Source organism: Falsihalocynthiibacter arcticus (genome assembly GCF_000812665.2).
Classification (GTDB): domain Bacteria; phylum Pseudomonadota; class Alphaproteobacteria; order Rhodobacterales; family Rhodobacteraceae; genus Falsihalocynthiibacter; species Falsihalocynthiibacter arcticus.
On sequence record NZ_CP014327.1, the window covers coordinates 1,995,903 to 2,008,544 of the forward strand.

The following is a 12,642-nucleotide window of genomic DNA, read 5'->3' on the forward strand; positions in this document are numbered from 1 at the left end:
TTATTCTTTCTTCATTTTAATCTTCACGAACGGCACAATCAGTTCCTCTAACGCCATCCCTCCGTGAGCAACAATCTTGTTTCCTTTGGGCACAAACGCGCCTCGTCCACTTGCATATAGCGGCAGGAAGTCGGTCGGAAGCCCAGGTCCGCCGAACTGAAATGCATCAATCCCGGGCGGAACAGATGAGGCAAGGTCTTCGCTTCGATAGGCTCTGACTCGCTCACCCTTCAATTCGGATACAACACCCTGGCTGAGCCGTCCAATGCCCTCAGCATCAACGTTGCCGTGGTCAGCAGTCAGATAGATATGATACCCGTGCTTACTGAGCATGAGAAACAGCTTTTCGATGAAGCCGGTATCGCACCATTCGCGAATTTGGCCTGTGATCCCGCGTTTGCCGAGCATTGCTCCGTGGACGATTTCATCGATCATGTCTACTACCAGACCGGCCACTTTTGTCGTTGGCTTCGAGAGAGCCTCCTCTAGCGCCTCCAGTTGTTCGGATCGCTTGAGCCCTTTCTGAAAGATGACTTCGGTCTTTCGAAGCCCGTTCTCTTGCCAGAACTTTGTCCAGAGTGAAGGCTCTTGAGCAGTCGTGGCCATCGATTTCTGGAATTCTCGCGGTTTAAGTCCAGAAAAAAGCGCCTGACGAGAGATAGATGTCAGCGTTGGCAACCAGGCGAAACAGCCACCTTCCTCAGCGGAAAACTCGGGGGACCTGGCCGACAAGTCCTCCCTAATTTGGACCCACTGGTCTAGCGCAAGACCGTCAAACACTAAAAGGGCGATGCGCTCTTCCCCAGAGTCACGGCGCATGGCGAGATAACGCGGCACATGATGTACCATCACGGGTGCCTTCGCGACTGGCAGAGAAGGCAAATCCGCGAAGTGCTGAAATACCCAACCCTTTAGGCGTACGTCGGCTTCCTTCTGCAACGTTTGGACCTGCCGTTGCAGGCCGTCTGCATCCGCAGCTTTCAGCTCATTAAAGCGATATAAAAGCTCAGCCAGACGACGGGCCGCTTCCACCCAGTCTCGATGCGAAGCGCCGGTCGAAGGCAGATCTGTTGCGATCCGTTTCGCGCCTTCTGACACCAAGTGGGTAAGTGCCTGGGGGTCATCGATCAGCCCCACTCTTATCCAATCGGGCAGATCGTCAGGTTGGATATGTGCCTCTATGGGCTGAAGGGTACCCTCGAGGAACATGGTGTCAATGATGACCCGCACATCTGGGTGATCGAATGGTACTATGGGCGTATTGCTTTCAGCTGGCTTTCCCTCGCTGCTCGGTGTCTCGACGCCATACCGCACAATGAAGCGGGACCACGCATCCTGAACTGTGCGAACCATAAAGGCTTTGGACTTAAGTAGTTCATCAATTGGCAAGGCATTAAGAGGCGTATCCCTTAAGACTGCTGCAACATGTTGTGCGAGAAGTTCGGGTAGCCCTGTACCACGATAGTGGAGCCGTAGAACTTCGCGCCAAAAATCCTCTGGCCTGCTCAGTAAATAAGGGCTGAGCCTAAAAATATGGGTAAGGATGAAATCTTTGGTCGCCCCCTCCCCAAGAGGCTGTGCCGCATGCTTTTTGCAAGCTTGAAACAAGGCATCATGGTGTTCGGAGTCGATTTTCCGGACAACACCATAGCTCAGCTTGGGGAAAAGATCAGCCAGGCTCAGATTAAGCGTGCGGGCTGATTTGATGTAGTCCCAGGGGAGTGAGTTGAGGTCTGTGCCGCGAAGTTGCAAGATCAGCGCCTTTGCCGTTCCTTCCCTGCCAGTATCCCATGCTGCCCGGTAGCGCTCTTCATACTCAGTCCTGAAAGAAACAGGGTCTTCGAAGGGCAGGACTTCAAATCCGCGTTCACGAAGGCCGTGCAAGATGCGTTCATCCAAAAGGAGGCCATCCGGATCAAGAGCGATCCAGAAGCGTGAAAGATCGGCAGGAAACTCCTGCAGGATGCGGTCGGTCCAAACACTCATTTCTCACCATCCGCTAACTCGCCAACGCGCAAAACGAGAAGTGCATGCAGATCTGGCGAATAGGATGCCGCTGCCTCTAGTTGCGCCATCCGCGCCTCATGCTCGCTCTGGAGACGTTTCCTGCGATAATCACGAACAGTTTGAAGCCCAACCCTTCCTATTGCTTGGTGGCGAGCTTCAAAAGCGTAGAGCGCGCGTCCGCGCTCTTCCTCAATTCTTGTCTTGTGCTCTGTCACAAGATCAGAGAACACGCGTTCACCTTGAGCGATGGCAGCGGATTTCGACCGCCTAAACCAGTCGTGTGAGTCTTGTGTTGCATCGGTTTCGATCTGTTCGACTTGTTCCGTGAGAAGGAGGTCCCAAATGCGCTTTGCTGTGGGTTGGAATGCACGACCCTCGTCATTGACGAACACGGATAGGAAGCGGCGACGGCTGAAATCGTCAGCGGCTAGGCTGATTTCCCAAAGTGACCAGACACCTCTGACGCTCTCAGGAAGTCCAACTATGCGCACGGCAGGTACAGGCTGACCAGAGATGCATCGAGGCAGATCCGCAATCAACGCTTGTGCCCGAGGGTCTTCAAGCGTCACCCATTCGATTTCAGGTCGATCTGCTGCGGTTCGCGCGTCAAAGCATACGGTGGCTGACTCGCTGCCATCGGCCCAACGTATCCGCCAGGCATCACCTTCTCTTGTAGCTTCTCCTCCACGAGCTGGCAGTCCAGTTGTAATTGCGCGCTCAAGCCAGAACTGAGCAGGATGGTCGCGCCACTTTCGCGCGTCATCCGCATCCAGATCGTGCCCGTCAGCTAAAAGATCGCTACTCTTCCGGCTTTCCGTCAGTGTGGTTCGAAGCTGAGTCAGGACTGCATCGCATTCGGTTTCGATCGAAGCAGGATCTTGAAGCCCCTGAACGAAAAGCTCATCGAAGAGAGGCTCCGACTCGACCGAATCCATCACATCAGCAACTTTATCCACGCCAAACTCTTCGGCGATTATCGCAAGTTTGGCTTCGAGGACTTCTCGAACGCGATGCTCGACCGTGTCTTCGAGCACGAAATTAATTGCCCGCACAATATGAGGCTGACCTATACGATCCACGCGGCCAATGCGTTGCTCGACCCGCATAGGGTTCCACGGCATGTCGAAGTTGACGATGATATGGCAGAATTGGAGGTTGAGCCCTTCGCCGCCAGCGTCCGTGGAGACCAGAATACGTACGTCCCCTGAAAATGCCCGCTGAGCCCGGCCACGTGCTTCCAGATCCATACTCCCATTGAGCGTCGTGACCGAGAAGCCCCTGCTTTCGAGGAATTCCGCGAGCATAGCTTGTGTTGGAACGAACTCGGTGAAGACCAAGACCTTCAGTTCAGGATCGTTTTCTTCCTGCTGGATCTTGTAGATCTGTTCCAAGAGCGCTTCGGCTTTGGCATCAGTTCCCTGTGCCTCGGTTTCTTGCGCGAGAAATAGGAGTGCCTCTACGTCTTTTCGCTCATCGCCCAAAGCTTCAAATGCCACGGCGACATCAATCTGATCATCACCCGTCAGCTCATGCCAATCTCCGACACCTTCCGTAGAAAACAGCTGCAATTGACGGTGATCATCATCCAGAGCAAGAAGCCGCCTTTCCAAGGTTGCACGGATGGCCGCAGTGCTAGATGTCACCAACCGCTGCATCAGGATCATCAGAAAGCCGATGTGTCTTTGCTTCGATGCCATGGCCTGATTGTAGCCGTGACGAACGTATTCAGTGACTGCTTCGTACAAGCCTTGCTGCGCGCTGTGGCGATCCAGCCATGCAACTGCTTGTGTACGTGTCACCCGGGGCTTGAACAAAGGTTTACCTTCGGCATCAATTGCCAATCGTTTTTCGGTTCGGACGACAAACGGACGCACACGATCACTGGAGATGCTATTTTCATCCGGAAAGGAGTCACGGTCGAGAAGTTGCATCAAGCGGTGGAACTGGTCGGTTTTCCCTTGGTGTGGCGTTGCCGAGAGAAGCAAGAGGTATGGGGCCGCTTCAGCAAGTGCCGCGCCTAACTTATATCGCGCGACCTGATCAGTGCTCCCACCCATTCGGTGCGCCTCGTCGATGATCACGAGGTCCCAAGATGCTGAAATAAGGTCTTCGAAGCGTTCACGGTTATAGGTGCTCAGCTGCTCCGCACTCCAGCCACGCCGACCTTCAAGCGGCTTCACCGAATCCAGCGAACAAATCGCCTGATCGTGCAGCCGCCAAAGATTTTCCTCATCATCGCGAAATTGCCGATATGCGGAAAACTCGGACGGCTCGATGAATTGGAAATTCTCACCAAAGTGAAGGCGCATTTCGGCCTGCCATTGCCGCACCAACCCTTTGGGTGCCACGACAAGGATCCGCTTCGCCATACCGCGAAGCTTGAGCTCGCGCAGGATCAGCCCGGCCTCGATGGTCTTGCCAAGCCCGACTTCATCCGCCAGCAGATAGCGGATCCGGTCCCGGCTCATGGCGCGGTTCAGTGCGTAAAGCTGGTGCGGCAGTGGCACGACGCTCGATTGGATTGGTGCCAGAAGCAGGTTGTCCTCAAGCGCATCCAAGAGCTTTGCCGCAGCGGCAGTATGCAAAATCTGGTCGACCGTCGGCCGAACAGCATCGAGTGGTCCTAGATCACGCGACCGGGCACGGACGACTGCGTCTTTGCCCGGCAGCCAAACCCGATATGAAGTCTCGCCCCATATCTCCTCCCGGTCCACGACACGGCAGGGCGCGGCATGTCGCTTATGCCAGCACCATGTGCCAATGCCTTGCCCGCTGTCCGCATCTTTCATGTATTTTTCTCCAAGCGGATTAGCGAATTATAGTGTAGTTCTATGACGTCATCTACTTTTGTATTGTACGGCAGAATTTTTGGCTTTCCAAAGCCCTCAGGGTGGACCGAAACGCCCAAGACGATCACTTCAACGCCTGCTGCAATTGCAGCCTCGAAAGCTTGATAATAAGCAGGATCACGCGATGCGCTCACCTCAAAACTTCGAGCGTCGTTGCGTTGCACGAGAAATAGCAGGACTGCACGATGCCCAGCAGAAGCCTTGCGCGTGAGAGATTTAAGCTGTTTTACGCCTCTAGGCGTTGGGGAGTCAGGATAGCGAGCCACGCCATTCTCCACGACATTAGAACTTTTTACTTCTACGAGGCATTCACCAGTTGGGCCTGATATGATAAAATCCACCCGAACACCTGGCTCGATGACATGTTCGCGGAAAACAATGCAATATTCTTTAAGAATCGGGATCAACCGCAACCTTAGAGCTTCTTCCACAATCCGATTGGAAAGGTGAGTGTCTGTCCCAACCCAAAGCCCATTGGTCTCAATTGCCCGCCAAGTGAAACGCCTCTTTCGTTTTAAGTCCCCACTCTCCCAAATAAGCGCACGCGACCTACAACTGAAGTCACTGGCCATTGCGCCGGAGTTTGCGCAATAGACAAGCTCTTGGGTGCCGTCTGCCAACTCCATTAACGCGAGAAATCGCTGCGTCCTCCGCAAAAAGGTTGCGTTATGTTGCGGCTGGGGAAATGCCATAAAGACCGTATTGGAACTCATTCATTCGACCACACGGCATGTCGCTCATGCCAGCACCGTTCACCGATGTCGTGTCCGCTATCTACATGCGTCAATCATTGGCCTCCATGCGAGTTAGCGCTTGATCGTACCAAAGCAGCAGCTTTTCATCTTCCTGCAGCGTCTGATCTGGCAGCTTCTCGGCTATGCCGATTATCGTCTTGTAGTCTTTCACTGCCCACGCCGTTCTGAACCCTGTTCTGAGTACCTCGAGACGGGACTCTTTCAGCTGACGTTTGGTCGCCGACTTGTAGGTTTCGAACTCCTTCAGTAGCGACCGCTCACGCTTTTGTTCGAGATCCTTCGCCTTGTTCGGATCGGGAACGAACCAGCGGTCCTTTGCCTTCGCCTTCAGGCGCGGATCTTCCTTCTCCAGACCACGGAGGTCTTTGAAATTAGTCGACAGATAGCTGTGGATCTGACTCGGCACTTCGCCGTTGCTGTCGAAACGTAAGAAATTGTCGTCAAGCAGATGAGATAGTTCGGGCTTTGCCTCATGCTTCTTCCAGCCAGCCCCAACTTGGGTCGTGAATTCTGGGTGCACCTCTTGATAGCTCGATGGGCGCTTACGTAGGAAGTCTGTTAGCCAGTCGATCGCCGATCGTTCATCAGAGACGAACAATTCCATCTGGGGTGCTTGGGCAGCCTGCGCGCGCTTTTTGTCGTATTCAGGGATCTGATCAGAAAGAAATACCATACCATCCCGTTGCGGAAAGCGGTTGCGAAGCCCATCAAGAAATTCCTCGGTTGACAGAGGCACAGGAACGTCGTGGCGCACAAACCATGCAACCATTCGGTCATAGACGCGTCGCGGATCTCGTTCCAATACAAATTCTAGAAGACCGTTTTTGGACTTAATAACGGAAAGTTGCCGAAGGTGGGTCTGGACAAAATCCCATGCCGACTCTGGTGCTGCACCACGTTGGACCAACCGCTTCTCCAGTTCGCCGTCAGGTTTATAAGCCGAAATTACAAGATCCTGCTTTACAACATTCGGCGAAGTCACTTGCTGAAAACTCCCCAGTTTTTTGTCAAGAGCCGTAACTTCAGCCACGACGAAACCTACCTGCTGAAGGGCAACCTGAATTGCATTCCAAACAGCTGCCTTACTGTTTGAGAAAACAATCGTTATCCAACGGCCTGATTTTAGAACACGATGATACTCGGAGAAGCAGGAATGCATAAGGTGTTGGTACTCGACAACTCCCTTGTTTCTGACCCGATCTATAATAGCCTCTGGACCAGCGTTAGTTGTTACTCGATGCCAAGACTCGATTAAAAAGTTCAGGTCGGCATAGTAAATGTTTTCACCAAAAGGTGGATCAGTAAAAATGTAGTCGATTGATTCATCTGGAATCGCTAAATTTGACGCATCTCCAGTTGAGACAATCGCGTTGCCAGACCTTGGTGTGAATTTGGAAAAAACACGTGCGATCCTATCAGAGCGTGCACCGATTGAATAAGTCGGTGAGTTCTCACATATCTGAGATGGAACGTAAAATACGCCAGGCAAATATTTATTAACCTGCTTGAAACCTTGCGGCTGATATCTATTAAGTACCGACATTGTCCAAATTGCTTGTTCAACATAATATCGCAGAGCAAGTCGAGTACGTTTATCTCTACAAGCTTCGGCTTCACGCCAAAGATATGTCAAAGTCTGTGCAGCGCGGGGCAAAAACATGTGATGGATTGCAGTTGTGTTGGTAGTCTTCATCCTTCCAACCCTAATCATTTGGCAATCGGGCAACGATGCTAATGGCATTTCTGGCGGCAACGGCATTTCTGCAATTTTCCGGATCTTTTCAAAATCATCGCTGTCCGGTTTTTTTGTGTAAACTTGCTTGCCAACTTTGTAACTTATGAGCGTTGGAACTCTTTTTGGTTTGGTGTTTAATTGGCCACTAGCTGGATCAACGAAGGCCTCGAAAGCGAGATCCAGCGTCTCTTTTTTCGCGAGAGCGCCGCAATGTGGGCACTCAAGTTTCTTATCGGCTCGAGACTTGCCTTCATCCATTGCCGCTTCAGTGAAAACGATCTCACCAGAACATGCCTCACAGGAGAATAATTCGCTCCAAATTGTAAACTCTATTTGACCAATCGACTGTCCATCTGAATGCAGAGTTTCGTACATCCAGCCGATATCTAAACTTAGCTTTTCGAAAATTTCTTTCGACCGATCGAGGAAATCATGAACATCGAAAGGAATATTGTTATTCGATGAAATAAATGTGGCCGCCGGTGACAAATCAGACAGCAAAACCCGCCTAGAACCCCATTCAGGAGCCTTCAGCCCCTGCTTCTTCCAATCCGCTTCAAGCGACTGCTTGAATTCTGAACTCGGGCAACCGCACCACTGCGCCGCGATGCCGGTCATACCTGATCCTGAAAAGGCATCCAAAATGATATCGTTTGGGTTTGTATAATGAAGTATCGAAGGTACGATTGCTAAATGTGGCACTTTTGTATGATACGTGTGAGCCTGGTATAACGGATCAGACTTCCCAACCGACACATCTACAGCCATCGGCTGGCGAAGATAATCGTTTCCTGATTCTTGATCATGTGCCCCGTGCTCAATAAAATCACGCAGCCAAGGATTGGGACACGCGGTATAGAAAGGCGGATCAGACATCTCCAAAATATCCTCATCGCGCGCATTGGGGAATCCAGGAGACGATCTGAACTCAGCGTCATTAAGCCAGACCTGCAATTCCGCTAGAAAATACTTTCGTCTTTCTTGATCGCTTGAAAACTGACGCCCCAACACTTCAACCGGGCCTGGTTGCACAGATTCATTTAACTGAAAAAGGTTCTGCATGACGATTGTTTTCCTAGTAAACCTGTTTGTGAAAATTACCAGTAACCATAACGGCGACCAGATGTTCCACCGGTCAAACCGGTAGAAGTGGATTTTGAAATTAGAGAGTGATGATCCGAAGAGGCGCAATCATGCACCTTGATCAAGTACACATATTTTTTTCCTATTAGCTTTTTTTCGAGATGGATAACTCTTCCAGGGTATTTTTGCCCACCTTTGTCTTCAGTTATCAAGCCAAGCCTCCAGATATTTACCCTCTGACCGTATTCAGTCCCTCGATCTGCGAGAGGGCAATATGCTTTAACTTTCGAGTCATATGCGATGAAAACTTTGCCTGACTGCAATGAGTCAGCGTCAAAGAAACGGATCAGGTCGTCAGAAAACTCAATTTGATTGCGAGACCCGCCAGACATATCGCCAGCTTCGAGCCAAAGGTTATGTGCGGAACTAATAGTCATTGAACACCTCAGTGGTAGGAAAGGAGAATTAACATGTAGATCATTCGACCACAAAGCGCAGCTTGGTCGTATCCTTGCCCTTGCAGCGGTCGGTCAGGAACGCCTCGAACCGCTTGCGCAGATCTTCCGGTGTCGCTGGAGAGCCCCCTTGAAGCAAGGCTTGGCGGATATCGTCGCCTGAGACGACAACTTTATCGAGCCCGGACAGGGCCTCTTGCACAGCACTGATAAACTCGGGCGTGACAGGTTCGGGCAGGGACTTCGTCTTGACAAAGCCGGTAACGATCTTGCGCGAGCCCTCTTTAAGCAGTTCGAAGTTTGATTGGATGATCGGATCCTCGAGGTTGTCGAGAAGGGTTTGCACCCACCCGTCCAGCAACTGATCAAGCTCGTCATCCAATTGCTTGAGGACGTTGGCCGCAGGAAGCATGTCTCCTTGCTCGTTCGCGGGCCGGAAGTTGCAGTGCGGGCAGACCGGGCTGGCCGACAGCTCGGAGTCGACCAGCGAAGCGCAGCTTTTCAACTTGTCGAGCTTCTCTTCGAACGTTGTAAGCTGGCTAGTTGGCATCAAGGAGATATTCGCCAATGCCCGCATTTCAACGAGGCGAGAGTCCTTTCGCAGTGCATTCTTGGTCTTGTCTTCAGAAACCCCAAGACGTGCCTTGCTGTGCAGGCTGACGTAAGCCGTCAGATAGTCTTTCTTGAGCTTGCTGAGGGTCTGCCGGTGTTCAGAACCATTCTGGCTGGTGCGGCTCGTGGACAGGGATTCGAGGACATTCTTGCGGGTGTCCTGGGCTTGCTTCACCCAAGCGTGGTCCGACGGAAGCACCATCTCGGCCTGGCCAAGGTAACTTGCCGTATTTCCGAGTTCACCGATCAGCCTGATAAGCCCCTCAACAGAGTTCAGAACCTCAAGGTTCTTCTTTTGCTCTGTGATATCGTCAGACCCGATCCGCAGGTTCTTCAACTTGCCAACAGTGTTGTAAGGCGAGAGGCTTTCCGAGAAGGCTTTAAGCTCATCGAGCTTTGATCGCCAGTCGCGGATTTCCTCGTCGCGCAGAAGAGGTTGCCCCCAGAAGCTGAGCCTGTTTGCCATATCAGTGGATGCCGCAAGAACACGCTTTGTGAGCTTATTCACCTCCTCCTGAAGTGCCTTAACGGGTTCATCAGATCCCTGAGTTGCCTGCTGTGCAAGTCCCGGCGGTAGCTCTAGCATTTCGAACAACGAGCGCAGCACAGCCACGTTGATTTCCTTAGGAGCTTCAACGTGCTTGAACTGTTTCAACTCCTCAAGTGAGCGGTCAGCAAGCAGGCTGATTTTGCCGGAGTCGATCTTGTCGCCGGTAATCGCCAAGACGATGTCGCCCGAATAGACCAGTGATCCGAGCACCGCGACCAAAAGATCAGTTTCGAGCCGATACTTGTCTGGGCTAAAATGTTCGATGTCGGCATTGCCAACCAGCAGTTCGCTGCGATTGAGCACTTGTCCGTGTCCCTTGGCCTTTAGGCGGGCCAGAACGTCTTGCGCATATCGCGATTGGACAGGATCGATACGATCCCCGTCGAGCATTTCCAGTCCATCCAGAACGATCACAGCGTCCTTTGTTCGGGTGCTGCCGCTGAGGGCACGAAGGGCGTTGCTGATCAGTTGCTTTCTGTTGGATTCGGTAACCAGCGCCGAGAACGTTGGGTATTCGGGCGAAACATCAGAGAACCGGCTGCTCAACGCGATGCCCGCGATCACGTTGACAACATCACGGAAGTTGATGCGCTCATCAGGCCCCAAGCGAGCTTTGTCCCGAAGAGAAATGCCCTTGGTCCAGTCCCTGAGTGTTTTGGATTTGCCCTGAAACGTAACCTCGAAAGCCTCGAGCTGTTTTTCCTGCAGCCATTTGCTCATTTCGCGCAGCGTGTCGCGAACGCGGTCAAGGTACACGCCTTTGGCACCGCCACTTGCGGTAGACGCGAGCTCCTGCGCCCCAGCGTAGAAGCCGAGCAATCGTTTGATCGTTTCATCCGGGGCTTTCAGGCGGAAGAACACCTCGTCGGCCTTCTGTTCGTCACGGAAACGTGGCGGATCGAACGGCTGAATGAAGTATAGATAGAAATCCCGCTCCGGTTGCGCGGTCGGTCTGTCATTGGGAGCCCCAAAGAACAGATAGCCGATGCGCTCTACGCGGCGCTCCTGCCACTCAATCTGGTATTGCCAAATCTGGTGCCCCGTCACGTAGCTGGAATCATCCGTCCGCTCCATGAGCTGGCGAACGGCCCCATAGTAGGCACGATCGAGAGCATCTTCGGACAATGCTTCTGCGCGCTTCTCAATTTGGGCGTCGTAATCGACGTCTTTCTTGAGATCGAGATAGTATTGCTCCGTGTCCGGCGCTTTCGATATGAATTGGCCGTTTACAGTCTTCAGAGTTTCACGCAGCGTTGTTTGGACCGCTGTCAGCAGGTCATCAGATGGATCCCCGCCCATGTCTTCAATGCCAGGCTGAAACAGACACAACGTATCGCGCAGTTCCGCAGCGGTTGGGCCAACGGGCACATAGATGTCGCCACCCGTTGTCAGTCGATGGACAGAAAGGCCATCAATAATGCGTAGCGCCATCGACTTGTAGGCCGGGCGCGTGAAGGCTTTGGACACACGCTCCGACAATACTTCGGATACTTTGAGCACCGGCCCGATGTTCGGATCAGAACGAAGGACAGAATTCGTTGCAACAGTATCCCAAAACTTGTCGAAACCTATGAGCCCAGGCCGGTCTAACGGCACTTCATCGTCAAGGATGGCTTGGATTTGATCACGCAGCGTGACCAACGCGCCGCGCTTTTCTGTGAAGACCAGACGTTCAAACGTCCCGATGTAGTCAGGATGGACCGGGAACAACCGCACGTATTCGTCCATACGCTCGTTCATTGAGCCATAGAATTTTGTAAATGGCCCAAGATAGGCACGGATCTTGTCTTGCTGATCAGAAGACTTCTTCAGAAGGCGCTCAGCGACAACGAAGCTCACGTCTTGTCGAGCGAGCAAAACCTGCGTGAAGCGGTCTTTCACGCGACGCAGGCTGTCTGCCACATGCTGGAAGCGACTGCTGTCAAAAATCGCTTCCTGAACGCCCGCAACAAACCGGAACCGGAGATGTTTGGTCACCTCCCCGATCTCTCTCAGGAATGAAAGGTCGAGAACCAGCTCGTGATCCTTACGCGAGCGCAAGAACTCAAGGAATTCGTCGACCACCAAGAGCACGCCCTGGTCAGGATGAACTTCCGCAAAGGCCGACATCATTTCCTCGAAAGCAGCCTTGTTATTGACGACCTTGTCAGCAGGCGGGAACGTGTAACTCACGCCATGCTTCTCGAGGAAGACCTCAAGCTGTTGGGTAATGATATCCCGCAACGACATCTGGCTCGAAATCTCGATCCGGTGCACCTTGAACCGGCCTGCAATTGCCTTTGCCGCCTCAGCAACTTGCGGATGGTGGATCATCGGAACATATGACTCGTCTTCGGCAACGAGAGATAGCACCGACATTAAGTGCGACTTACCGGTGCCATAATTACCAACCACCAGAACGCCCTTGTGATCGACGGCTTCATCGAACGAAAGTTGGGGGATCATGAGCTTGGAGATCCGCTCCGCCATGTCATCTGAGATGACATAGGTCGATACCAATTTCTTGGCTTCATCTGGACGATCGGCGTCGAGAAGCTGAATAACTGACTCAATAGGCTCAAATTGAATGAGATCGCCGTAGCGCATTGCCATCTCG

General features: G+C 52.5%; 6 protein-coding genes. All 6 read right to left on the reverse strand.

Annotated features, from left to right (window positions below; all coding sequences use genetic code 11):
• Positions 1–1,986 carry a BREX-3 system phosphatase PglZ gene (gene pglZ / locus RC74_RS09935; RefSeq protein WP_039004579.1) on the reverse strand — a complete coding sequence of 662 codons (1,986 nt, stop codon included), beginning with the start codon at positions 1,984–1,986 and terminating at the stop codon, positions 1–3.
• Positions 1,983–4,796: a DEAD/DEAH box helicase gene (locus RC74_RS09940; RefSeq protein ID WP_039004580.1), complete on the reverse strand. Its 2,814-nt coding sequence runs from the start codon at positions 4,794–4,796 to the stop codon at positions 1,983–1,985. Before RC74_RS09940 ends, pglZ begins: the two co-directional genes overlap by 4 nt.
• Positions 4,793–5,569, reverse strand: a complete 777-nt coding sequence (gene sfsA / locus RC74_RS09945; RefSeq protein ID WP_082802241.1) for a DNA/RNA nuclease SfsA — start codon at positions 5,567–5,569, stop codon at positions 4,793–4,795. The genes RC74_RS09940 and sfsA overlap by 4 nt, the downstream gene beginning before the upstream one ends.
• Before the next feature lie 70 nt (positions 5,570–5,639).
• Entirely contained in the window at positions 5,640–8,408 is a 2,769-nt protein-coding gene (locus RC74_RS09950; RefSeq protein WP_039004581.1) for a DNA methyltransferase, read from the reverse strand.
• A 35-nt stretch (positions 8,409–8,443) separates the two neighbouring features.
• On the reverse strand, positions 8,444–8,866 hold the full coding sequence (locus tag RC74_RS09955) for a hypothetical protein (protein ID WP_039004582.1): 423 nt from the start codon (positions 8,864–8,866) through the stop codon (positions 8,444–8,446).
• A 40-nt stretch (positions 8,867–8,906) separates the two neighbouring features.
• Positions 8,907–12,638, reverse strand: coding sequence for a DUF6079 family protein (locus RC74_RS09960; protein ID WP_218918124.1), 3,732 nt, complete (start codon positions 12,636–12,638; stop codon positions 8,907–8,909).
• Positions 12,639–12,642 lie beyond the last annotated feature (4 nt).